Genomic DNA, 22,116 nt, shown 5'->3' with positions numbered 1-22,116 from the left:
ACCGTCACCCCCGCGCCGCCGTCACCGTTCTCCAGCGCAGGACGACGCGCGCAGCAACTGGAGGCAGGCCATGACACTCCCGGCACCCCGTACCGGAACCGATCCCGGGGCGGAACTGGCCGAGCCCGGCTTCTGGCAGCGGCCCCCCGCCCACCGGCTCGCGGCCTTCGCCCGGCTGCGGGCCCTCGGCTCCCCCGTGTTCGTCCCCGAAGGGGCGAAGGGGGCCGGTCACTGGGCCCTCGTACGGCACGGCCAGGTACAGGAGGCGAGCCGGCTGCCGAAGGTGTTCGCGAGCGCCCCCGGGGTGACCACGCCCGAGCCGGCCCGGTGGGTGCGGGCGCTGTTCGGGGACTCGATGGTCAACCTGGACGGCCCCGACCACGCCCAGCTGCGCAAGATCGTGCAGCGGGCCTTCACCCCGCGGCTGCTGGCGGCCGCCGAGGAGGACATCCACGCGGTCGCGGCGCGGATCGTGGACGACGTGCTGGACGGGCAGCCCGACGAGTTCGTCTCGGCGGTGGCCTCCCGGCTGCCCCTGGAGGTCATCTGCAACATGATGGGCATCCCGGAGCACTACCGGGCGGAGATCGCCGACCGGGTCGACCACGCCTCCGAGAACATCGGGGTGGAGCGCGGCCTGGCCGCCCGGCTGCGGATGCCCGGCCGCGGACTGCGGGCGCTGGCCCGGATGCAGCGCATGGTGGCGGGCATCGGGCGGGAGCGGCGCAAGAACCCCACCGACGACCTCATCTCGGCGCTGGTGTGCGCGAACGTGGACGGCCAGGCCCTCGGGGCCCGCCAGCTCGGCGCCTTCTTCTCGCTGCTGATGGTCGCCGGGGTGGAGACCACGCGCAACGCGATCACCCACGGCCTGACCCTGCTGACCGACCACCCGGACCAACGGGACCTGCTGCTCTCGGACTTCGAGCAGTACGCGGACGGGGCGGTGGACGAGATGATCCGCCACTCGACGCCGATCATCCAGTTCCGCCGGACGGTCGCCGCCGAACACACCCTGGACGGGCACCTGTTCCGCCCCGGCGACAAGGTGGTCCTGTACTACGCCTCCGCCAACCGCGACGAGGCCCTCTTCCCGGACCCCGACGCCTTCGACATCACCCGCTCCCCCAACCCGCACCTGGGGTTCGGCGGCGGCGGCCCGCACTTCTGCCTGGGCGCGCATCTGGCCCGGGTGGAGATGAAGGCCCTGTTCCGCGAACTGCTGACCCGCCCGGTCGGGCTGCGCGCGGTGGGCCTGCCGGACCTGGCGGGATCGAACTTCGACAACCGGGTCCGCTCGCTGCGGTTCGCCTTCGAACGCCCCTGATCCGGGAGCGTGACCGGCCACCGGGCAGGCTGGGAGCCCGGCGGCCGGAGCGGGGGGTGCGGCGGCGCTGCGCTGCGGCTACTTCTGGAGCCGGCGCACGGACAGCACGCAGTGGGCGCTGCCGGTGAGCACCGACTCGTCGCCCGCGAAGGCCTGCAGCGTCTCGGGCTCGACCGGGCGGCCCGGGACGGCCTCGGGCCAGGCGCGGGTGGCGAACAGGAAGTACGCCTGACCGCTCTCGTCGGCCGCGGCGACCCACTCGTCGGGTGCGGTGCACTGCGCGTTCATCCCGGGCAGGGTGAGGGCGATCTGGTTGCCCTCCAGGAGGATCTGCACCGGGAAGGCCGCCGGGTTGCGGGTGCCGTCCATGACGACGTCCCCGATGGGCAGGCCGATCTCCTCCAGCAGCCCGCGGGCAGCCGCCTCACCGGCCTCCCGGCCTCCGGGGCCGTCACCGAGGGTGTAGGCGAGGAGGTACGGGATGTCGTGGGCCTCGGAGGGGTCGCCGATCCAGGCGAGCACCGAAAGGGTGCCGAGCTGGGACCGGTCGATTTCGGCTTGAGTAGAAGTCATGCGCCGCACCCTAGTGGTCTGTCGCCCGGCTCTTTCACGGCCTTTCACCCGGGCGGGCTAGACGCCCCAGAAACCCCCTCCGGAATTCGCCTGGATGTTCGCGTCCTGGTACTGGAGCCGCACAATGCGCGCGTTTTCCGGAATTTCGAACACCACCCACCCCTCGGCCCGCTCACCGACCTCCAGGGAATCGAAGACGAGTGGTTTGCCGGTGGTCAGCTCACCGGTGGGCACCACCTTGTGGCGCTGCCCCGCGCTGTCGTGCGCCCACATGCTCCCGAGGGCCCCGTACGAGGCCCCGCCGACGTTGACGAACGACATCGAGGCGGCCACCCAGCGCTTGCCCGCGGGCGGGACGAAGTTCTTGTCGACGCTGACCGCGGGGTCCACGTACGCGTTCAGCACCACCTGGAGGTGCCGTCCGACCTGCGCGCCGCGCACCCGTACGGACTCCCCGACGTGGGCCTCCCGCACGGCGCCCGGCGCGGCGGCTCCCGGCGCGGCCGCCTGCCCGGGGTCCTGGCCGGCGCCGGGGACGCCGTCGTCCACGGGGACCGCGGGCACGGCGGCGGGGGCGAGCGCGGCGCCCTCGGAAGCGTTCTGGCAGGCCGTGGCGCCGAACAGGAGGAGCGGGAGGAGGGCGGCGGCGAGGACGGGGCGGGCGGACTGACGCATGCGGGATCCCTTCGGGGATGTATTTCGGTCAGTCTCACGCGCCCGAGCGGGCAATTGCACACACCGACACGAGTGTGCGGAGCCAGTTGCCGCCCAACTGCCAGCACAATGCGTTCCGGCGGAATCCCGCCACGCGCATCCACCCGGAGGAACAATGGTTATCCACGGAACCCGCATGGCCCTGGCGGCCCTGTCCGCACTGGCCGCCACGGCGGCATTCACGGCCCCCGCCGAAGCCACCGTCTACAACCAGGGAATTTCCGTACAGTCGCACGGGCACATCAGCCAGGACGGAACGGTCACCCTTTCCGGCACCTACCACTGCACCAACCCGTCACCCGTGGGGGCGAAGCTCCAGATCTCGGCGGCCCTCGTCCAGGGCAACACGCGCCTGGCCTTCGGCGGCGGCGAGGCGGACTGCGACGGACAGGAGCACGCATGGGAGGCCACCGGCTCGCTCAAGTACACGCCGGGCATCCGTGCGGGCGCCGCGCTGGCCGAGGCCCAGCTCAAGGAGATCCACTTCTCGGGCCTGATGCCGCGCTCCGTCGACGTCGTCGCGGAGGACCGCCGGGAGATCCGGCTGATCACCCTGGGCTAGCGCGTCCGGACCGGAGAGGGCCGGTAGCCGCCGCTACCGGCACTCGGGCGCCACGCCCGTCATCGACATGAACGCCACCGACTGGCACCCGGGGTCCGCATGCGGGCGGCCCGTCGTCCAGTCCACGACCGTCGGCACGCCCGCCGCCAGCAGGAGCAGGGCCAGGACTGCGGTCGCGGCGCCCTTGTTCAGCCTGCGCACAGCACGATCCGTCTCATAGCCCGCATCATCTCCCCACCCTTGCCGCCCCACAACTCGGGGTGACCACATGGTCACCCGATGCTCCTGAGGCTGCCGCCGGCATCGAACTCGCACCACACCGCCTTGCCGTCGCCCCGGGACTCCACGCCCCAGTGCGTGGCCAGCGCGTCCACCAGCAGCAGCCCCCGCCCCGTGGTGGCCGCCTCGCCCGGGGTGCGCCTGCGCGGCCACACGCTGGAGCGGTCCTTGACCCACAGCCGGATCCGCCGGACCGGCTCCGGCAGCACCTCCATCGTCAGCACCGCCCCGCCGTCGGTGTGCAGCAGGGCGTTGACCAGCAGCTCCCCGGCGGCCAGCTCCACGTCGTCGGCGAGTTCCGGCATCCCCCAGTCCCGCAGGGCCTGCCGCAGGGCGTAGCGGGCCTCGGAGAGCCCTTCGGGGTCGGCCTGGTGGATGTACTGGTGGATGCGCGGGGCCCGGTGGGTGCCCGGGTCGGGGGCCCGGCGCAGCACCAGGAGGGCCACGTCGTCTCCGGAGCCCCAGCGCTCCCAGAGCCGGTCGGAGAGGTGGTCGGCGAGCGCCCCGGCCTCCTGCGGGCCGCTGCGCACCGCGTGGGCGAGGGCCTCCATCCCCTGGGTGATGGCGGTGCCCGGCTCCTCCACCAGCCCGTCCGTGCACAGCACGAGCGTCTCGCCGGGGACGAGGTCGAGCCGGGTCTCGGGGAACTCCTCCTGCTCGAAGGCCGTGGCCAGCCCCAGCGGGAGGCCGCCGCGCACGTTGGGCCAGCCGGTACGCCCGTCCGTGTGCCGGATCAGCGGGCCGAGGTGGCCCGCACGGACCGCCCGTACGCCGCCGGTCTCCAGGTCCACCTGCGCGTACATGCAGGTGGCGAAGCGTTCGGTGTCCAGCTCGGCGAGGAAGCGCGAGGCCCGGGCCAGCACGGTGGACGGCGGATGCCCCTCCCCCGCGTACGCGCGCAGGGCGATCCGCAGCTGGCCCATGATCGCCGCCGCGTGCGTGTCGTGCCCCTGCACGTCGCCCACCACGATGCCGACCCGGTCGCGGGGCAGCGCGATCACGTCGTACCAGTCCCCGCCGACCTCCCGCCCGCTCCAGGCCGAGTGGTAGCGGACCGCGATCTCCCCGCCGGTGATCTCCGGGATCCGCCGCGGCAGCATGGCGGCCTGCAGTCCGGTCGCGAACTCCCGCTCCTGGTCGAACAGGAGCGCCCGCTGGAGCGACTGCGCCACGATGCCCGCGAGGCCCAGGCACAGGTTGCGCTCCTCGGGGCTGAACTCGCTGCGCCGCCGGTAGAACAGGACCAGCCCGCCGATGGCCTTGGCCTGCGCGATCAGCGGCAGGTAGGCCGCCGCGTCGTACTGGATGCGGTTCAGGTAGTCGCTGAGCAGCGGGAACTCCACGCCGAGCGCGGTGAGCGAGGTGGCGAAGCGGGCCTTCCTGGTCAGCACCGCCTGCGACAGCGGCAGCGAGCCGTCCAGCCGCGTCAGGCTGCGCTCGCTGAGGATCTCCAGGGTCTCCCCGCTCATCGCGATCATCTTGATGGTGCCGCCCTCGACGAGGCCCAGGGCGGACTCCTCTCACCAGTCTCCCCGCCGTGAAGCCCGCACCGTGCACGAATCGCATGGAAGGGCCGAATGAGGGAGCCGTCAGCAGCCCCGCGAAGAACAGCCCGGGCCACGAGGACTCGAAGCGGGCGCTCAGCTCCGGGGTCCGAGTGCCCCCGACCGTCTCCAGCGCGGCCCGCAGCCCCGCATCGAGCAGCTCCATGCGGTCCAGGTCCGGGGTGAATCCGGTGGCCGCGATCACGTGGGCGGCGTCCAGGACGACGGACTCCCCGGCTCCGGTGGTCAGCCCGAGTCGGGTCCGCTCACCCACCGCGACCGCCCGGTGCAGCCGGTGGCCGAGAAGGGCCGGGACGTGCTGCTCGAACCGGTCCCGCAGCCACCAGGCACCGGCCGGCCCCAGAGCCGTCGCCGCGATCCGCTCCCGGGTCGCGGCGGGCAGCCTCCGCACCGCCCAGGGCAGCTCCGACCACGCCCAGCTGCGCCATCCCGTGCCGAGCCCGCTGTGCGGTTCGCGCAGGGCCCGCAGCGCGGGCCGCTCCAGGGGCTGCGGGACGGTGTTCCAGTTCAGCCGCGAACTGCGGGCCACCAGAGCCGGCCGGGCCCCCTGCTCGGCCAGCAGGGCGGCGGTCTCCAGGGCCGCCTGCCCGGCGCCGAGCACCGCGACGTCCAGTCCGGCGAAGCGGGTCAGGTCCCGGTGGCCGCTGCTGTGCGAGTAGTGGCCGGGCGGGAGGTCCCGCAGCGCCCGGGGATGGTGGACGAAGGGCATCACTCCGACCGCGAGGGCGACCGTGCGGGCGAGCAGCGGCGGTCCCTCGGCGGTACGGATGCGGAAGGCCTCGCCCTGCGGGGTCACCTCCGTGACGGTCACCTCCTCCACCTCGGGTGCGGCGTGCCGGGCGAACCACATCCCGTACGCACTGAACGTCCCGATCGGCAGCGGAGTGCCGTGTTCCGCGACCAGGCCCCGGGTGGCGCAGTACTCGGCCAGGGTGTGCCGTCCGTCAGGGGCGGACAGGTTCGACGACCAGGGTTCCGACTTCAGGTACATGCCGTCGGGCATGTGGTCGCGCCACGAGGCCATCGGCCGGCCCAGCACCCGTACGTCGAGCCCCGCGCCCGCAGCGTGCGCGGCGATCGACAGCCCGTACGGGCCCGCGCCGATCACCACGAGATCGTCCATCCGCGTCACGGCCGTCCTTCCAGAGTCGTGCTCAACGGGTCACCAGTTCGTCCGGCTCCGCCGGTGCCTCGGGCGGCGCGGGACGGGAGGCGGACCCGCCCGGGGCGCCGGCGGGCTGTTCCCGGCCGCGCTGGCGCGGGGCCCGGACGGCCGCGCGGGCCGTACGCCGCCCCTGTGCGGGGACACCGCGCAGGGCGCGGGCGCCCTTGCCCAGCCCACGGCCGAGGAAGGCGCGGAGCATCGCCACGAACGGCCCGAGGTCGTCCGCGGCGAACCAGGCCGCCTCGACGCGCCCCCGTTCCCCGGCCGGCCGCTCCCGCACCGGTCCACGGCCCCCGCCGGCCGCGGCCGGACCGGTCCGACGCTCCGTCACCCGGCCCTGGGCGGCCTGTGCCGGACCGGCCTGCGGTGCGGGTCCGGGCGGCGCGGCGGGCCCCGCCGGACCCGCGCCCGGGCGGCGCGGCAGGCAGCGCCCCCGGACCGCCGCCAGCAGCGCGTAGTTCTCGGCGACGAACACCCGGCCCGGCCCGCCCGAGGGCTGCGGGACCCGCTGCCCCGTCAGGTCCAGGTACATCGCCTGGACGACGTCCAGCCCGGCCGCGTCCGTGAACAGCCGGAACTGCGCCCCGGGGCGGGGGTTGAAGTCCACCAGCCGGAAGGTGCCGCACTCGTCGCGGCGGAAGTCGAGGTCCAAGATTCCCTGGTAGCCCAGGCGTTCGGCGAGCCGCAGCCCCGCCTCCTCCACCGCCGGGTCCGGCAGCCAGCGCCCCACCGCCGTCAGGCCCGTCCGCACCGGCCAGGACAGCTCCTTGCGGCCGGAGCCCGCGAGCAGCGGGTGCCCGCCCCGGGAGAAGGCCCCGTGGAAGAACCAGTCGGTGTCGGCACCGGCCGGCAGGAACCGCTGGAGCAGCAGCCTGCTCCCGGCCTCGGCCGAGCGCTCGTACAGCCGCCGCACCTCGGCGGTGGTCTGCACCAGGGTGGTGCTGCGCAGCCCCTCGCCCCCCGGCGGCAGCAGCCAGGGCCTGCTCCACTTGGCGACCACCGGCAGCCCCAGGCGCCATGCGGCGTCCGCCGCCTCCGCCCCGCTCGCCGGGATCACCGTCTCCGGGTGCGCGATGTCCCACCGCGCGCAGAGCCGGGACAGCTCCGCCTTGTCGGCCACCCGGGCGGGCAGGTTGTCCGGCTGATGGGGGATCCGGAAACGGTCCGTCAGCATCGGGGCGACCCGGGAGACGGCGATCGCGCTCAGGTCGTCCATGGCGACGAGCACGGCCGGCCGGCCGATCCGCTCCGACACCCCGGTCAGGCAGTCCAGCAGCGCCTCGGGGCTCTCGGGGTCGATCCCGCCGGAGGGCCCGGGGTGCACGGCGTGCAGGTACCGCGAACGTCCCACGGGACCTCCCCCGGCCTCGACGACGGCATGGACCTCCACGCCCTTACGGCCAAGGGATCTGACGGCGCCAAGGGTTCCGTGGTGGAACGGATTCCGATCGAGTCTGAGCAGAACTGCGGGCACATGAGGGGCGAACGCGTGCATGGAGGCGGTGTCTTTCACCTAGTCGGACCAAGCGGGGGTGGTGCGCAGCTGCGAATGGCCTACCCATCGGTCACCGAACAGGCCATTCGTCAGATGTGATGTCTAACGTCTTTGGTAAGCACACCGATTCAGGAAAGCTCGGGAGACGCCATGCCCAGACCACGCCGCCGACTGGCGAGCACCTGCATCGGTACGGTCACGGCCGGACTGCTCGCCACCGGCGCCGCCCTCGCGGCGCCCGAGGAGGACAAGGCCAAGGGCTCCGGCATCGCCATGGGCGCCTATCTCGACTACGGGCCCTCCGGCGTGGCCCGCATCCCGCAGCTGTCGCAGTGGCTGGGCGGCAAGGAGATCCGGGTGGGTCACACCTATCTCCCCGGTGACGTGTGGGCGGGCATCGAGGGCAACGTCTCCTTCCTGCAGTCCTGGGCGGCCTGGCGGCTGGCCCAGGACGACCGGATGTTCGTCCTCAACGTGCCCATGCAGGCACGGAACGAAGCACGGGTCCCCGATCGCCAGGTGGCCCAGCTGATCAAGGCGGGCGCCGAGGGGCAGTACGACCGCCACTTCAAGAAGCTCGCCGAGCGGCTGGTGTCGCTGGGCGTCCCGGACACGGTGATCGTGCTCGGCTGGGAGATGAACGGCACCACCTACACGCACCGCTGCGGGCCGGACCCGGAGAACTGGAAGGCGTACTGGAGGCGCGTCGTCACCACGATGCGCGCCGTGCCCGGACAGGAGTTCAAGTTCGACTTCGCCCCGAACCGGGGTACGGACGCCATCGGCTGGACCAAGTGCTACCCCGGCGACGACGTGGTCGACATCGTCGGGATGGATTCGTACGACCAGGCTCCGGGCCGTACCTTCGACGACCAGATCACCCAGCCGTACGGGCTCCAGCAGCACGTCGACTTCGCAAAGGCACATGGCAAGGAGATCTCGTACCCGGAGTGGGGGCTCTTCCGGCACGGGGACAATCCGGAGTACGTGCGGCGCATGCTGAAGTGGATCGAGCAGCACAAGCCGCTCTACCACACCATCACCGACTACTGCCCGCACGGCGTGTGGCAGTGCAAGCAGAACCCGGACTCCTCGAAGGTCTTCCGCGACGCGCTGACGCCCGAGAACCCCGGCCCGGTGATCCCCACGCCCGTGGTGCCGACTCCCGTGGTCCCGACTCCCGTGGTCCCGACGCCGGTCGTCCCGACGCCCGAGGTCCCGACGCCGCAGGTCCCGACGCCCGAGGTGACCGTCCCCACGGTGCCGAGCCCCGCGGTCCCGACGCCCGAGGTGACCGTCCCGACGGTGCCGAGCCCGCAGGTGCCGGTGCCGGTGACCCCGAGCCCGGTCGTCCCGACGCCGACGCCCGAGGCCCCCGCCCCGGTCAGCCCGGCCCCGGAACCGAGCCCGGCCGTCCCCACGCCCGCCGTTCCGACGCCCGCCGTCCCCACGCCCGCCGTGCCCGATCCGGCGCCCGAGGTCCCGGCCCCGGTCACTCCGGCCCCGGTCACCCCGAGCCCGCTCGTCCCGACGCCGGCACCCGAGCCCCCCGCCCCGGTCACCCCGGCCCCGGTCACCCCGAGCCCCGCCGTCCCCACGCCCGCCGTCCCCACGCCCACGGCCCCCGCACCGGAGGTCACGGCACCGGTGCCCGCGCCCGTGACGCCGAGCCCGGTCGTGCCCAAGCCCGAGCCCCAGCCGACCCCGCCGCCCGCCAACAGCAAGCTGTGGTGCGTACCGCTCAGCTTCGGTGAGTGGCTCTCCAAGCTCGTCGGCAAGCAGTCGGTCTGCGTCCAGCTCGGCTGGGACAAGGGCTCCGGCCTCTGGCCGTTCTAGGCGGCGCCCCGGCGGGCGCGCGGAGACGGGCGCGGGCACGGTCACCGGACCCGGAGTTCGTTGATCCGCGCCCGCCAGTCCCGGGCCGCCGGCAGCGTCTCCCGCAGTGCGTCCACCGCCCGCTCGCGCCCCGTCAGCTGTGACTCGTGCAGCCGCAGCAGGGGCGCGAGCGCGGTCGTGGCCAGCAGGAACCGCCGGCTGACGACCGTCTCGGGCCGCCAGTGGTTCTTGTACGGTTCGCTGCCCCGCAGGAAGCTCACCACCGGGCGGCCGTCGGCGAGCGCCCGCCCGACGTCGTGGCGCAGCAGCAGCGTCGCCACGTCCACCTTGCGCGACCGCAGGTCCGGGTCGGCCCCGTAGAGGTAGCCGCCGCTCATCCCCGCCGACAGCAGCGTGACGTTGGCCGCCACCGGTTCCCCGTCGAGGCGGAACTCCGTCAGCCGGGCCTCCCCGGTGCGCACCATCCGCCGGGTGGCCCGGGTCAGGTGCTCCGCGAAGCGGGGCCTCAGGTGCTCGGGGGTCACACCGCGGCCGCGCCACTGCTTCTCGTGCAGCCGCAGCAGCGTCCGTACGGCGCCCGGCACTTCGGCCTCGGTGGCCTCGTGCGCCTCGATCCCGGCCGCGTCGGTCTTGCGGAGCTTGGCCCGCACCCGCTGGCCCCCGGAGGCCGGCATCCGCTTGACCAGCTCGTCGAAGGGCAGCGCGGGCAGCTCCATGCACGTGGAGTCGGTGAGGGCGGCGCGCACCCCGGGCCACTGCCCGTAGAGCGCCTCGGCGGCCGCGCCGGGCCGCACCTCCCGCAGGTCCACGACCGCGCCCCGGGCCGCCCGGTGCAGCCCGCGGGCCAGCGCCGGGACGACCTGCTCGGCGTGGTCCGCGGCCACGAGCACGTCGAAGTAGTCGGTGATGGGCCCCCCGAGCGGCACCAGCAGCGGCAGCGGCCGGTGCACGAGCATCAGCGCGGCCGCGCCGACCAGTTCCTCACCGCGCCGTACGAGCAGGATCCGCAGCCGGCCGTCCTTGCCGTACGACAGCCACCAGGAGTGCAGCCAGGCGTGGCTCTGGAACGGGGTGGCGGTGGGGCAGCTGCGGACGAGCCGGTTCCACGGCTCCTGGAGCGCGGCGAACTGCCGGGGGTCGCGGCATAGCGTCACCGACAGGGCCCCGGTGGAGCCCGCACTCATCGCACGGACTCCTTCTCCTTGGTCTCGGTGTGCTCGCCCTGGGCCGGGAGCGTCGCGTACTCCTCGACCGCCGGGGCGGCCACGGACCCGTCGGTGCGTTCCTGGCGGCGGGCGCGGCCCGGCCGGGCCAGCAGCCACAGCCCGCCCAGCAGCCCTCCGGCGCACAGCCCGACGGCGCCGCTGACGGGGGCGGAGGGCGAGGCCGGGTCGGACGGGGCCACGGCCTGGTTGAAGAGCAGCAGCTGGACCCCGGTGTTCTTGGCGGCCTGATTGCTGCTCAGGGACAGGGCGTCGGCCACCGCGTTGGCGATGTCGGCGGCCTCGGCCGGGCTCTTGGAGGTTCCGGTGATGGCGATCATCGGGGACTCGGGGGAGGTCTCGGCCCGCACCTGGGTGCGCAGCTGCCGGGTGGTGAGGCCCGCGCGGGGCTGGGCGTAGGCGAGCGTGGAACTGCTGGTCGCGATGCGGGCGTAGGCCTGCGCGAAGCCGAGGGCGGTGGCCGGTTCGGTGGTGTCGTCCGGCACGGCGACGACGTAGCTGGTGGCGGCGTACTCGGGGGCCTTGAGCACCCCGTACGCCCCGCCCGCGGCCAGGCCCAGCGCGGCGCACACGGGCAGCGGCCACCATGCGGGGGGCTTCGGCAGCCGTCGCAGCGGCCTCTTCTTCTCGGAGCGGTGGTCGGACTTCTTCTGGTCGGCGGTGTCGGCCATGAGCGTGCTCGCTTCCTGGTGGAGGGGAGTTCTTCGGGTCCCGGCCGGGACCCCTGCCGGGACGGGGATGGATCAGCCGGTTCCGTTACCGGTGCCGGCGCGGGCCGTGCCCTCGGGCGAGGGCCCGGCCGCGGGCAGACCGGGCCCCGCGGCCGGACGGGGCGCGGGCTCGGGACCGGTGGCCAGCGCGAGGGCGTAGACGTCCAGGAGCCGGCGGGCGCTGCCGGCGATGTCGTAGCGGCGGACCACCGGCGGCGGCGGGAGGCGCCGGGCCCCCGCCTCCATGTGGCCGCGCAGGGCCGCGACGAGTTCCTCCGTACCCGGCCCGATGCGGCGGGCGCCGGGGGCCTCGTCCGCGGGCAGGTCGTCGACGGCCGGGCAGGTGACGTGCAGGACCGGGAGCCCGGCGGCCAGCGCCTCGACCACGGCGAGCCCGAAGGCCTCCTCGCGCGAGGGGGACACGAAGACGTCCATCGCGGCCAGCAGCGCCGGGATCCCGGGGGTGCGGCCGTCCGCACTGTCGCCCAGCGGGTCGCGCTCCCCGAGCAGGTGGATCCGGTTCTGTACGCCGAGCTCCCCGGCGAGCCGGCGCAGCGCCGCACGCTCGGGCCCGTCCCCCACCAGCAGCAGGTGCGCCCCCGGCAGCGCGGCGACGGCCCGTACGAGGACGTCGAACCGCTTGCCGGGCACCAGCCGGCCGACCCCGCCGACCACGAAGGCCCGTTCGGGCAGCCCGCTGCGGGCCCGGGTGGCGCGGCGCACCCCTTCGTCGAAGCGGAAGCGGACGGCCTCGATCCCGTTCGGTACGACATGCACCCGCGCGGCCGGCACCCCCCATCCTTCCAGCCGGGCGGCCACGGTGTCCGAGACGGCCACGGTCGCGGCTCCCAGGCGCTCACTGGCCAGGTACAGCGCCCGGACCCCGCCCGACAGCGGCCGGCCCTCGATCTCGCCCTCGCCGAGGGAGTGTTCGGTGGCCACGGTCGCCCCGACCCCTGCGAGCCGGGCTGCCAGGCGCCCGTAGACGCAGGCCCGGTACAGGTGGGTGTGCACGAGGTCGTAGCGGCCGCGCCGGATGAACTTCACCAGCCGCGGCAGCGCCCCGAGGTCCCTGTTGCCCTGCATCCCCAGGTGCACGACCCGGACCCCGTCGGCCCGCAGCCCCTCGGCCACCGGCCCGGGATTGGTCAGGGTGAGCACGTCGCTCTGCATCGGCAGGTGCCGCAGCAGCAGCCGCAGTTGCTGTTCGGCCCCGCCGACGCCGAGCCCGGTGATGATGTGGAGTGCCTTGACCTCCTTCACCGGTGCACCGCCCGCCGCAGCTCCCGCGCCTGGTGGCGCAGCTGCTTGATCCGCAGCCGGGCGCCGCCGTCCGCCTGGCTGACGTGCGTACGGGGCAGGGCGTGCGGGCCCGCCAGCCGTCCGGGGTCGATGGCGCAGGCGTACCCGTATCCGGCGGCCCGGGTGGCGTCGACGACCCTGGCGTCGAGGTGCCCGTACGGGTAGCAGAAGCCCTCGGGCAGGGTCCCGGTCAGCTCGCGCAGCAGGTCCCGGCTCCCGCGAAGCTCCTGGAGGAGCACGTCGTCGGAGGCGGCCGTGAGGTCCTGGTGGAGCAGCCCGTGCGAGCCGATCTCCTGCCCCGCGGCGGCGACTTCGCGGATCCCCTCGGCGGTGAGCAGGGACTTGCGCGGCCCCAGCGGGTCCCACACGTTGTCCACGCCGAGCCGCCCGGGCAGCACGAAGAGGGTGGAGGTGCAGTCGTAGCGGCGCAGCAGGGGCAGCGCACGGGTCAGGTAGTCGGTGTACCCGTCGTCGAAGGTCAGCCCGACCAGGCCGTCGCCGCGCCCGGCCGCGCGGGCCCGGAGCAGCTCGCCGACCGACACCCCGCGCAGACCGCGCGAGCGCAGCCACAGCAGCTGGGCCTCCAGGGTCCGGGGGGTGACGGTGATCCCGTACGGGTCTTCGGCGGGGTCGGTGAACTCGGCGACCGAGTGGTACATCAGGACCCACGGCGAAGCGGTCCGGCGGGCGGGGCCCACGACGGCGGCGGGCGCCGTGTCGGTGTCAGCGGGCATTGCGGAACCTCTGGGTGAGCTGGGACATCTGGGCGGGCAGGGAGGTGACTTCGAGGGCCCGTATGGCCGTGCCGGTGGCCCCGAACATGGCCGGGACCAGGAGGCAGCCGAGGGCGGCGCTGAGCATCGGGTCGGGGATCATCGGCCCCGCGATCCAGCCGGTGGCGCAGGCCGCCGCCGCGGAGACGGCGAGCCGTCCGATGCTGACGGCGACCTGGCGGACCTGGATGGCGATGATCCGGGAGCCGAGTCCGGTGAGCAGCAGGGCGGCGGTGGTGGTGATGCCGGCAGCGTTGGCGGCGGCGATGCCGTAGGTGCCCCACCAGGTGACGGCGAGGGCTCCGGCCACGATGTTGACGAGCAGTCCGGCGCCCATCGCGAACGCCGGGAACCAGATGGGCCGGGCGGTCGAGAAGAAGGGCCGGGACAGTGCCCCGACGAGGCAGTGGCCGAGGAGTCCGAGTCCGTAGACCCGCATGACGGAGGCGGTGGCGAGGGTGTCCTGGTGGGTGAAGGCGCCCCGTTCGAAGAGGACCTGGATGATCTGCGGTGCGTACCCGATGACCAGGGCGGTGCCCATCAGGACGGCGAGGGAGGCGAGGGCGAGGTCCTGTTCGACGCGGCGCCGGGCCTTCTCCCGCTCCCCGGCGGCCATGGCCTGGGCCACCACCGGGAAGGTGACGGTGCAGATCATCAGGGAGAGCACCATCGGCATCTGCGCGACCTTCTGCGCGTAGTTGAGGTGCGAGATCGCCCCGGAGGGCAGGGAGGCGGCGAGGAACCGCTCGACCAGCACCTGGGACTGCCGGAAGACGGCGAAGAAGATGACGGGTGCGATGACCCCGAAGGCGATGAGGGTGGGCCGGTCGCGGTCGCGCTGGCTGCGGGGGGCGCCCTTGCGGCGGGTCGGGCCGAAGCCCACGTTGCGGATGAAGGCGGGGAGCTGGACGAGGACCATCAGCAGACCGCCGACGGCCACGCCCGCGGCGGCGGCCCGCACCCCCCACAGGGTGTGGAGGGCCAGCATCGTCCCGATGATCCCGACGTTGTACGAGACGTAGATCGCGGCGGGCGGCACGAAGGAGCGGTGGGCTCTGAGGGCGGCGCTGAAGTATCCGGCGATCCCGAAGGAGAGCACGGTCAGCGCGGTCAGCCGGGTGCACTGGACGGCCAGTTCGGGGTCCGGCAGGCCCGGCGCGAGGACGGCGACGACCAGCGGCGCCGCGAGGACCAGTACGGAGGCCACCGCGGCCAGCAGGACCGCGAGCCGCGGCAGGGTCGCCCCCAAGAGCAGCCGTACGGGGTCCTGCGCCCGGGCCTCCTTGCGGGTGAGGCCCGCCCTGCTGGCGGCCCGCCTGGCCAGGGCGTGGCTGAAGGCGGGCACCATCAGCAGCGCCATGGCGTCCTCGATGAGCAGCGTCGAGGCCATCTCGGGCACGGTCCAGGCGATCAGGAAGGCGTCGCTGTCGTGCCCGGCCCCGAAGAGGTGCGCGATGGTCTGGTCGCGGACCAGGCCGAACACCGCTCCGGCGGCGGTCAGCACGGCGGTGACGGCTGCCGCCTTCGCCAGGAACCGGCCGAGCGGGGCGGGCGCGTTGCCGCCCCGGTCGGCGGGCGGCCCGGCCGGTCCGGACGGCCCCGGCCCCTGCTTCGGCCCCGGCTGCGGTTCGTCCGCGGGCCGCAGCGCCGTGGTGCCCCCGGCGGGCGGACCCGCCGTGGCGTGCGCCGCCCTGCGCAGGCCGCCCGGTCCTGCCGCGCCGCGGGTGCGGCCCGGCAGGACGGGGGCCCGGCCGGGCTCGGGGGCGGCCGGCCCCCCGTCCTGCCGGGCCCCCGGGGCGGTCGCGCCGAGGGCAGCGCCGTGCCCCCCGGCCCGGCCCGGCTCGGGGGGATGCGGCGGACGGCCCGCAGTCGCGGCGACCTCGGTCGCCGCGGCCGCGGGCCGCCGCCAGGGCGTCGTATCGGTCACCGGGCCGCCGGCCCGTCGAGGGCCGGGCGCCTGCCCGGGCCACCGGGCGCGCCGTCCCCGGTGGGGGACGGCAGGGCCCACCACGCGGCCAGACCGATGATCACCCCGGTGAGGACGGTGGACGGGCCGCCGATGTCCGCGTAGAGGAAGTCGGTGAGCTGCCACACGAACAGCCCGGTCGCGATCAGCCCGCAGTCCCGGACGGCGCCGCCCCCGCCGGAGGCGAGGCGGCGGATGCCCGCGGCCAGCAGCAGCGCCCAGCCGCCCGCCAGCGCGGTCAGCCCGATCAGGCCCTGCTCGCTGAGGATCAGCAGGTACATGTTGTGCGGGGAGAGCAGCGGCTGGCGGATGTACGCCTGTCCCGCGCCGGCGGTGTCGCTGCCGGAGGACAGGCCCAGCGAGGAGTGCCCGTCCCGGTGCGCCGGGAAGCCCTTGAGGCCCACACCGGCGGCGGGCCGCTCGCGCCACATCGACTCGGCGGCCGCCCACATCGTGTAGCGGTCGGTCACCGACTGGTCGGGGGCGCTGGAGACCTGGGTGATGGAGGCGAGCCGTTCGGCGACCATCTCGGAGCCGACCCCGAGCCCGCCCACCAGGACCACCCCGGCCGCGGCCAGCGCGAGCAGGACCTTCAGGGCCCGCCGGATCCCGGCGAGGCCCATCACCAGCACCGCGGCGCCGAGGGTGGCGATCCAGGCGCCGCGGCTGAAGGACAGCACCAGGGGCAGCACCAGCAGCAGGGCGGCCGCCCCGGAGATCCGCCGGACCTGCCGCGGCAGCCCCGGCGCCAGTGCGGCGGCGGTCGCGACCACGAGCCCGTACGCCACCACCGTGGCCATGCCCATGACGTCACCGGGGCCGAAGGTGCCCACGGCCCGGATGTCCTCGCCCTGGTAGGAGGCCCCGGTGTGGGTCGCGTACTGCACGACGCCCACCGCACCCTGCACCAGCGCCAGGACCACGAAGCACCCGGCGGCGATCCGGAACTCCCCGGCGTCGCGCACCAGCAGCACCACGGCCGCCGGGACGAGCACGAAGACCTGGAGGTAGCGCACGAAGCCCGGCAGGGCCGCGTACGGGTCCCCGGCGGTCACCGTGGCGACGGCCAGGCCCACGGCGGGCATCCCGAGCACGAGCACGCCCAGCGGGCTCAGCGTCCGCACCCGGCCGCGCAGCGCCTGCACCGCGCAGACCAGGACCAGCAGCAGCGAGGCGGCGTCGGCCGGACCCACCTTGCCGGAGGCGGTCGCGTCGCCCGCCGGGAGCGGGGCGAGCAGGAACAGCACGGTCGCGGCGAGCGGCAGCAGCGGCCAGTGCCGGCGCAGCAGGGCCGGCACATCGGGCCGTACGCCGTTCAGGGCCACGGCAAGGCTCATCAGCTGCCCCCCAGCCGGAAGCGGAAGAAGGAGGCCGCGGTACGGGCGAGGATCCACAGGTCCTGCCACAGCGACCAGGTGTCGATGTAGTGGTTGTCGAAGCGGGCCCGGTCCTCGATGGAGGTGTCCCCGCGCAGCCCGTTGATCTGGGCCAGTCCGGTGATGCCGACGGGCATCCGGTGGCGGGCCTCGTAGCCGGGGTGGACGGTGCTGAACTTGGCCACGAAGAAGGGCCGTTCGGGACGCGGGCCGACGAGGCTCATGTCACCCCGTACGACGTTCCACAGCTGCGGCAGCTCGTCCAGCGAGGACTTGCGCAGGAAGGAGCCGACCGCGCTCATCCGGCGGTCTCCGGCCACCGTCCAGCGGGTGGCGGCCTCGTGCTCGTCGGCGCGCAGGGTACGGAACTTCAGCAGGGTGAAGGGGCGCCCGTAGAGGCCGACGCGCTCCTGACGGAAGATCACACCCGGCCCGTCCCAGAGCCGCACGGCCAGGGCGCAGGCGCCCATCACGGGGGCGGCGGCGACCAGCGCGAGCGCGGCCAGCAGGCCGTCGATGCCCCGCTTGGTCCAGCGTTCCAGCTGCCGCGCGGGACGCGGCAGCAGCGGCTGTACGGCGTACCCCCACAGCTGGTCGGCGGGGCAGGGCACCCGCATGCCGGTGACCTTGGCGGTACCGGCCGGGTCGGCGAGCCAGAGCCGGCAGCCGTGGTCGTGGAAGAGCCGGACGAGGGAGGCGGTGCGTTCGTCGGCTTCCGCCGGACGGGTGAACACGGCGTGCCGGACGGAGTTCTGGATGACCGCCCGCCGGACGTCCTCGTGGGTGGCGAGCACCGGCAGGGCGCCAGGCCGGGCCTGCTGCGGATCGCCGTCGGCGGTGGGGGTGTCGGCCAGGCCCACCGGCCGCAGCCCGTACTCGGGGCGGCCCTGGAGGGCCGCGGCCACCGCGTTCGCCCCGGCGGCGGGCCCCACCACCAGGGCGGAGGCGGGCCTGCGCACGGCGGCCCGGCGGCGGAGCTGGTTCACGGCCCCGCGGCCCGCGCAGGCCAGGACGGTCTGCAGGCAGACGGCGGTGAGCAGCGCGCTCCAGCCCAGGGACCGGCCCGGGTCGACGGCGGCCAGCACGGCCGCGGCCCCGCACCACACGGCGGCGGACCGTCCGGCCAGCGCGGGCAGTTCGAGCAGCGCGGAGGGGGCCAGGCGCGGCCGGTACAGCCCGGCCCGGGCGTTCAGCGCGGCGAGCAGCGCGGCGGCCGGCAGGGCGGCCGCGACCGGCAGCGCGGGTGCGGGCAGGGCCGTCGTGGTGAGTACGGTGGCCAGCGCGTCGGCGGTCAGCAGCGGGAGCAGCCCCGTCATGCTCCCGTGGCGGCGGAGCCGTCCCGGCCGCACCGCGGCCCGGGCCTGGTCGGTCCTGGGACCTCGCGGGGGGTGGATGGCGGCCGCGGACCGGCGGGACGCCGGGTGGGCCGCGGGCGCGAAGGCGCTGCCGCCGGCGGGCCCCGTACCGCCCGGCCCGGTGTGCCGGGCGGGTGCGCTGTCCATCGTCATCGGCTGATGCGCTCCTGGTTCAAGGGCCGGGGCCTGCCCAGCAGTTCGTGGTACAGACCGGTGACCGCGTCCGTGGTCCGCCGCACGTCGAAGTCCGTCCGGGCGTGCTGCCGGGCCTGCTCCCCGAATTCGGCGAGCAGCCGCGGCTCGGTCAGCAGCCGTCCCAGGGCCTTGGCCAGTGCCGTCGGGTCCTCCGGTGGCACCAGGCACAGCCGTCCCTGGCCGGGCGGCAGGCTCTCCCGTGCACCGCTGACGTCGGAGACCAGGACCGGTCGACCGCAGGCCATGGCTTCGAGCGGGGCGAGCGCCATGCCTTCCCACCGCGACGGCAGTACAACGAGATCGGCGGCCCGAAGCCACGGCCGGATGTCCGCGGCGGCTCCGGCGAAGTGCACGCCGGTGCCGGACAGCGCCGCCGTGCGGCGCAGCCGTTCGGTGTCGGGGCCGTCGCCGACGAGGGCGAGGCGCGCTCCGGGAACGGCCCCCACCACCTCCGGCCAGGCCCGCAGCAGGACGTCCTGCCCCTTCTGCGGGCACAGGCGGCCCACGCAGACGGTGAGTGGTCCCTCGCCCGGGAACCCCTCGGGCAGGGGCAGTGCGGCCCGGGCGGCCGCCTTGTCCTGGTCGGGGTCCGGTGCGCCGGGCCGGAAGTGGTCGAGGTCCACGCCGTTGCGGACCACCGACCAGCGGGCGGTGATCCCCTCGGTCTCGCCCGCGCGGCGTTCGGCCTCGCTGACGCACAGCACCCGGTCGGCCCAGCGGGCCCCGTAGCGCTCCCAGCGCAGGGCGAGCGCGGCGGTGGCCCCTCCGACGGCGTCGAAGGACCAGGCGTGGGGCTGGAAGACGGTGGGCAGGGCCCCGCGCACGGCGAGCCGTCCGGCCAGCCCCGCCTTGGCGCTGTGGGCGTGGAGCAGGTCGGGCCGGACCCGGCGGACCAGGCGCCGGGCGCCGAGCACCTCGGCTCCGGCGTCCCGGGCGGCGTCGGCGAGCCCGCCGCCGCGCGGGCAGCCGACGACGGTGCGCAGTCCGGCGGCGGACTGGGCGCGGACGAGGTCGACGACGACCCGGGCGACGCCGCCTTCCACGGGCTGTACGAGATGGAGGATGGTCGGGGGCTGTGCGGTCAAAGGCTGTGTCGGCACGCGGAGCGGTCTCCTACGTTCAGCGGCGCGCGTCTGTCTGAACGAAGAGCACACCGAGGAAATGACCCTGACTTTCGCCCGTGAACCTGAAACTCAGGCTGCGGGCACCACCGGACAGAGCGGGACTCAGATCGAACACGTCCGCGTCATACCCGAGGTTATTCATATGTTCGGGCTGTCGCACGAACGAGGGATGCCCAAATTCCGTGATCGTGGAATTCATAACATCATTAAAAGGATTTTCTGCATCGCTGAGACTGACCCTGCGCCCGCTGTCCGCGGTCACGGTGAGTGAGTCCCCGAGGGTGCCCCGGTCCCCGTCGTACGCCACCACGCCGGCCCGCCCCGCGGATCCCGCGGGCGCGTCCAGACCGGCGATCTCGACCGTCTCGCCGGCCGCCTCCCCGCCCCCGGCGGCCAGGTCCTCGAACCCGTCCCACAGGGAGATCCTGCGCACCGGCTCCTGCGGGTGCTCGTAGGCGACGACCAGCGTCCAGCCGCCCCAGGCACCCACCTCGGAGTGCCCCATGGCGATGTTGAGCTGGGCCACCGTCCACATGCCGGCGCCGCCCTTGCGGACCAGCGGGGTCACGTCGGCCGAGGCCTGGTAGGCATCGCTGCCCGCGTCCGTGTGGTGGCCGATCACCGTGTCGGCCAGCACCTCCTTGTACGCGCCGCCGGGCTCGGAGACCAGCACCCGGCCGTTGTCCTCCGGGGGCTTCTGCTCCCCCACCCGCAGGTTCCCGCCCCAGTACAGGCGGGCGTAGGAGACCTTCGCGCCCTTGGGGACCTTCAGCTCGGCCCGGGTCGAGTTGTAGGTGTCCGGGTCCTTGTCGACCTCGCTGTAGAACATCTCGAAGTCGCCGTTGACCCCCGCCGCACCCCGCTTGACCTCGGCGCACGGTTCGGCCTGCGGCGCCTGCTCCTTGCGGCAGCTGATGCCCGAGTTGGAGGCCCGGACCAGCCCGCCGTGCTGCACGGCCTGGTAGCGCTGGGTGAACGGGACCCGGGGCAATTCCTTGGGTGCGGGGGCGGCTGCGGCCGCCGCCGGAAGGTTCACGGAAAGGGTGAGGCAGGACAGCAGACCGAGCGTGCCGAGGATTCTGCGGGAGGAACCCATGACCCTGTCTCCATATTCGATCAAGGGGACAAAACAGGAGTGCACTTTGTCAGAAATCGGGCTGGAAATCACGTCGGACTCGCTCGTACGGCCTTTTGGGCGATCGCACGCACCCTGAGAGCGGGCGGGTCGTTATGGCTTGCACCATTGTTCGAACGGAAAGGAAAACCGGAGATGAAGAAGCAGATGGTCCGCGGCACCACCCTGGTCGTCGCGAGCGCCGCCGCCCTGATGGGTGCCTCCGGCCTCGCCTCCGCGCACGGTGGGAGCGGCGCTTCCGCCGAGGGCCTCGCGGCCGGCTCCCCCGGCGTGCTGAGCGGCAACCTGCTCCAGGTCCCGGTGCACGTCCCGGTCAACGTCTGCGGCAACACCGTCAACGTGATCGCCCTGCTGAACCCCGCGTTCGGCAACACCTGCGTGAACGCCTGAGCGTCAACCCAGCCACTCGAAACGGCGGCATCCGGGTGAAGTCACGCAACCCGAACCGGGGGCGGGGCGTTGATCCGGGTGCTCCAGCACCGGGCAATCCTGCAAAAAAGGGACGACAATGATCAAGAAGATGATGGCTTCGGCAGCGGTTGCAGCCTCGGTCGTGGGTATGGGTGCCGCCATGGCGCCGCAGGCGATGGCCATCGGGAACGACAACGGCATCAACACCGTCAACGGCAACGGCGCCTCGCAGATCTACGGCAACCAGGCCACGTACGGCAACATGAGCCCGCAGATGGCTCTGATCCAGGGCTCCTTCAACAAGCCCTGCATCGCCCTGCCGGCCAAGGCCAACGTGCAGTCGCTCCTCGCCCTCGTCAACGTCGGCGTCCAGGACATCCCGGTCCTGTCCAGCCCGCAGAACCAGCAGTGCACCGAGAACTCCACCCAGGCCAAGGGCGACGAGGCTCTCTCGCACATCCTCAGCAACATCCCGATCCTCTCCGGCAACGCCTCCGCCGGCAGCTGATCGCGCCCCGCGCCAGCGAGGCCGCCGCACCTTCGGGTCGCGGCGGCCTCGCCGCGTAAAAGGGGAAACCCGGCAACTCGGCAAATAGTGTCGAAATCACCGGGGCCCCGAATTCCGGCCGCGCATCGGGGTGAATTGCAGAACGGCCCCCGAAAATACGCGGTTTCTTTTCCCCGAGCCGCTCGTTGTTATTTCTGCAGTGGATACGCCTCTGCGGGAAGGATCGAAATCAAATGAAGTACAAGAAGGCAGTGGTGCTGGCCGCCGGCGCTCTCATGGCCGCCGGTGCCGCCTCCCCCGCCATGGCCGACGCCGACGCCGCGGGCAAGGCCGTCGGCTCCCCCGGCGTCCTGTCCGGCAACCTGCTCCAGGTCCCGGTCAACGTCCCGGTCAACGTCTGCGGCAACACCGTCAACGTGATCGCCCTGCTGAACCCCGCGTTCGGCAACACCTGCGTCAACGCCTGACGAAGCGCCTTTGCCCGCAAGGGCAGACCTCCTCGGAGTGGCCTCGGAGTGCACG

The 22,116-nt window shown here is 74.0% G+C and carries 19 protein-coding genes and 2 pseudogenes; 6 read left to right on the top strand and 15 right to left on the bottom strand.

The genetic code is table 11. The features are described from left to right. Positions 1–70: 70 nt before the first annotated feature. Positions 71–1,327 carry a cytochrome P450 gene (locus IO30_RS0102720; protein ID WP_031138852.1) on the top strand — a complete coding sequence of 419 codons (1,257 nt, stop codon included), beginning with the start codon at positions 71–73 and terminating at the stop codon, positions 1,325–1,327. Positions 1,328–1,405: 78 nt separating this feature from the next. Here IO30_RS0102720 and IO30_RS0102715 read toward each other — a convergent pair whose 3' ends face one another. Further along, positions 1,406–1,900: a DUF5949 family protein gene (locus IO30_RS0102715; RefSeq protein ID WP_031138850.1), complete on the bottom strand. Its 495-nt coding sequence runs from the start codon at positions 1,898–1,900 to the stop codon at positions 1,406–1,408. A gap of 57 nt (positions 1,901–1,957) precedes the next feature. Beyond that, positions 1,958–2,575 (bottom strand): DUF4352 domain-containing protein, encoded by a 618-nt coding sequence (locus tag IO30_RS0102710; RefSeq protein WP_031138848.1) that lies wholly within the window; start codon positions 2,573–2,575, stop codon positions 1,958–1,960. Positions 2,576–2,729: 154 nt separating this feature from the next. Here IO30_RS0102710 and IO30_RS0102705 point away from each other — a divergent pair, with 154 nt between their 5' ends. After that, on the top strand, positions 2,730–3,176 hold the full coding sequence (locus IO30_RS0102705) for a DUF6299 family protein (protein WP_031138846.1): 447 nt from the start codon (positions 2,730–2,732) through the stop codon (positions 3,174–3,176). A 33-nt stretch (positions 3,177–3,209) separates the two neighbouring features. Here the strand turns inward: IO30_RS0102705 and IO30_RS45840 are convergent, their stop codons facing one another. From IO30_RS45840 to IO30_RS0102690, 4 genes and pseudogenes are all read right to left on the bottom strand, one after another. After that, positions 3,210–3,377, bottom strand: coding sequence for a hypothetical protein (locus tag IO30_RS45840; protein WP_167347233.1), 168 nt, complete (start codon positions 3,375–3,377; stop codon positions 3,210–3,212). A gap of 71 nt (positions 3,378–3,448) precedes the next feature. After that, positions 3,449–4,966, bottom strand: a pseudogene (locus IO30_RS0102695) (ATP-binding SpoIIE family protein phosphatase); the annotation flags it as partial. Further along, positions 4,965–6,143 (bottom strand): annotated as a pseudogene (locus IO30_RS42800) (NAD(P)-binding domain-containing protein); the annotation flags it as partial. The pseudogenes IO30_RS42800 and IO30_RS0102695, both read right to left, overlap by 2 nt. 31 nt (positions 6,144–6,174) lie before the next feature. Further along, positions 6,175–7,680 carry a carboxylate--amine ligase gene (locus tag IO30_RS0102690; RefSeq protein WP_031138842.1) on the bottom strand — a complete coding sequence of 502 codons (1,506 nt, stop codon included), beginning with the start codon at positions 7,678–7,680 and terminating at the stop codon, positions 6,175–6,177. A gap of 150 nt (positions 7,681–7,830) precedes the next feature. Here IO30_RS0102690 and IO30_RS0102685 point away from each other — a divergent pair, with 150 nt between their 5' ends. Then, positions 7,831–9,516, top strand: coding sequence for a glycoside hydrolase family 26 protein (locus tag IO30_RS0102685; RefSeq protein WP_051901808.1), 1,686 nt, complete (start codon positions 7,831–7,833; stop codon positions 9,514–9,516). 41 nt (positions 9,517–9,557) lie between these two features. Here the strand turns inward: IO30_RS0102685 and IO30_RS0102680 are convergent, their stop codons facing one another. The 9 genes from IO30_RS0102680 to IO30_RS0102640 all read right to left on the bottom strand — a co-directional run bounded on the left by IO30_RS0102680 (position 9,558) and on the right by IO30_RS0102640 (position 20,708). After that, the gene (locus tag IO30_RS0102680; RefSeq protein ID WP_031138838.1) at positions 9,558–10,700 is read right to left on the bottom strand and encodes a GNAT family N-acetyltransferase; all 1,143 of its coding nucleotides are present in this window, start codon (positions 10,698–10,700) and stop codon (positions 9,558–9,560) included. Further along, positions 10,697–11,410 carry a YveK family protein gene (locus tag IO30_RS0102675; RefSeq protein ID WP_031138836.1) on the bottom strand — a complete coding sequence of 238 codons (714 nt, stop codon included), beginning with the start codon at positions 11,408–11,410 and terminating at the stop codon, positions 10,697–10,699. Before IO30_RS0102675 ends, IO30_RS0102680 begins: the two co-directional genes overlap by 4 nt. A 72-nt stretch (positions 11,411–11,482) precedes the next feature. Then, positions 11,483–12,712, bottom strand: coding sequence for a glycosyltransferase (locus IO30_RS0102670; protein ID WP_078904497.1), 1,230 nt, complete (start codon positions 12,710–12,712; stop codon positions 11,483–11,485). Continuing rightward, positions 12,709–13,485, bottom strand: coding sequence for a polysaccharide deacetylase family protein (locus IO30_RS0102665; protein ID WP_031138831.1), 777 nt, complete (start codon positions 13,483–13,485; stop codon positions 12,709–12,711). Before IO30_RS0102665 ends, IO30_RS0102670 begins: the two co-directional genes overlap by 4 nt. Continuing rightward, a complete protein-coding gene (murJ, locus tag IO30_RS0102660) occupies positions 13,475–15,223 on the bottom strand; it encodes a murein biosynthesis integral membrane protein MurJ (protein ID WP_373316546.1) in 1,749 nt (582 codons plus the stop codon). Before murJ ends, IO30_RS0102665 begins: the two co-directional genes overlap by 11 nt. Before the next feature lie 224 nt (positions 15,224–15,447). Beyond that, positions 15,448–16,827 (bottom strand): O-antigen ligase family protein, encoded by a 1,380-nt coding sequence (locus IO30_RS0102655; protein ID WP_078904496.1) that lies wholly within the window; start codon positions 16,825–16,827, stop codon positions 15,448–15,450. Then, positions 16,827–18,374, bottom strand: a complete 1,548-nt coding sequence (locus IO30_RS0102650; RefSeq protein WP_373316493.1) for an exopolysaccharide biosynthesis polyprenyl glycosylphosphotransferase — start codon at positions 18,372–18,374, stop codon at positions 16,827–16,829. Before IO30_RS0102650 ends, IO30_RS0102655 begins: the two co-directional genes overlap by 1 nt. After that, positions 18,371–19,516, bottom strand: coding sequence for a glycosyltransferase (locus IO30_RS0102645; RefSeq protein WP_031138823.1), 1,146 nt, complete (start codon positions 19,514–19,516; stop codon positions 18,371–18,373). Before IO30_RS0102645 ends, IO30_RS0102650 begins: the two co-directional genes overlap by 4 nt. Positions 19,517–19,535: 19 nt before the next feature. Further along, the gene (locus tag IO30_RS0102640; RefSeq protein WP_031138821.1) at positions 19,536–20,708 is read right to left on the bottom strand and encodes a hypothetical protein; all 1,173 of its coding nucleotides are present in this window, start codon (positions 20,706–20,708) and stop codon (positions 19,536–19,538) included. A 102-nt stretch (positions 20,709–20,810) separates the two neighbouring features. Here IO30_RS0102640 and IO30_RS0102635 point away from each other — a divergent pair, with 102 nt between their 5' ends. The 3 genes from IO30_RS0102635 (at position 20,811) to IO30_RS0102625 (ending at position 22,061) form a co-directional block, all read left to right on the top strand. Continuing rightward, positions 20,811–21,065, top strand: a complete 255-nt coding sequence (locus IO30_RS0102635; protein WP_234321772.1) for a chaplin — start codon at positions 20,811–20,813, stop codon at positions 21,063–21,065. A gap of 118 nt (positions 21,066–21,183) precedes the next feature. After that, positions 21,184–21,594, top strand: coding sequence for a rodlin (locus IO30_RS0102630; protein ID WP_031138818.1), 411 nt, complete (start codon positions 21,184–21,186; stop codon positions 21,592–21,594). Positions 21,595–21,827: 233 nt separating this feature from the next. Next, positions 21,828–22,061, top strand: coding sequence for a chaplin (locus IO30_RS0102625; RefSeq protein ID WP_031138815.1), 234 nt, complete (start codon positions 21,828–21,830; stop codon positions 22,059–22,061). The last annotated feature ends 55 nt before the right edge of the window (positions 22,062–22,116 follow it).

The organism is Streptomyces xanthophaeus, assembly GCF_000725805.1.
Lineage (GTDB): Bacteria > Actinomycetota > Actinomycetes > Streptomycetales > Streptomycetaceae > Streptomyces > Streptomyces xanthophaeus.
The sequence above is the reverse complement of the archived record's forward strand: the minus strand, read 5'-3'. Positions and strand labels throughout refer to the sequence as shown.

What these genes read in the sequence shown, in the direction of transcription:
- IO30_RS0102720 (WP_031138852.1), top strand. Translation starts at nt 71, where the DNA reads ATGACACTCCCGGCACCCCGTACCGGAACCGATCCCGGGGCGGAACTG.
- IO30_RS0102715 (WP_031138850.1), bottom strand. Translation starts at nt 1,900, where the DNA reads ATGACTTCTACTCAAGCCGAAATCGACCGGTCCCAGCTCGGCACCCTT.
- IO30_RS0102710 (WP_031138848.1), bottom strand. Translation starts at nt 2,575, where the DNA reads ATGCGTCAGTCCGCCCGCCCCGTCCTCGCCGCCGCCCTCCTCCCGCTC.
- IO30_RS0102705 (WP_031138846.1), top strand. Translation starts at nt 2,730, where the DNA reads ATGGTTATCCACGGAACCCGCATGGCCCTGGCGGCCCTGTCCGCACTG.
- IO30_RS0102690 (WP_031138842.1), bottom strand. Translation starts at nt 7,680, where the DNA reads ATGCACGCGTTCGCCCCTCATGTGCCCGCAGTTCTGCTCAGACTCGAT.
- IO30_RS0102685 (WP_051901808.1), top strand. Translation starts at nt 7,831, where the DNA reads ATGCCCAGACCACGCCGCCGACTGGCGAGCACCTGCATCGGTACGGTC.
- IO30_RS0102680 (WP_031138838.1), bottom strand. Translation starts at nt 10,700, where the DNA reads ATGAGTGCGGGCTCCACCGGGGCCCTGTCGGTGACGCTATGCCGCGAC.
- IO30_RS0102675 (WP_031138836.1), bottom strand. Translation starts at nt 11,410, where the DNA reads ATGGCCGACACCGCCGACCAGAAGAAGTCCGACCACCGCTCCGAGAAG.
- IO30_RS0102665 (WP_031138831.1), bottom strand. Translation starts at nt 13,485, where the DNA reads ATGCCCGCTGACACCGACACGGCGCCCGCCGCCGTCGTGGGCCCCGCC.
- IO30_RS0102655 (WP_078904496.1), bottom strand. Translation starts at nt 16,827, where the DNA reads ATGAGCCTTGCCGTGGCCCTGAACGGCGTACGGCCCGATGTGCCGGCC.
- IO30_RS0102650 (WP_373316493.1), bottom strand. Translation starts at nt 18,374, where the DNA reads ATGACGATGGACAGCGCACCCGCCCGGCACACCGGGCCGGGCGGTACG.
- IO30_RS0102635 (WP_234321772.1), top strand. Translation starts at nt 20,811, where the DNA reads ATGAAGAAGCAGATGGTCCGCGGCACCACCCTGGTCGTCGCGAGCGCC.
- IO30_RS0102630 (WP_031138818.1), top strand. Translation starts at nt 21,184, where the DNA reads ATGATCAAGAAGATGATGGCTTCGGCAGCGGTTGCAGCCTCGGTCGTG.
- IO30_RS0102625 (WP_031138815.1), top strand. Translation starts at nt 21,828, where the DNA reads ATGAAGTACAAGAAGGCAGTGGTGCTGGCCGCCGGCGCTCTCATGGCC.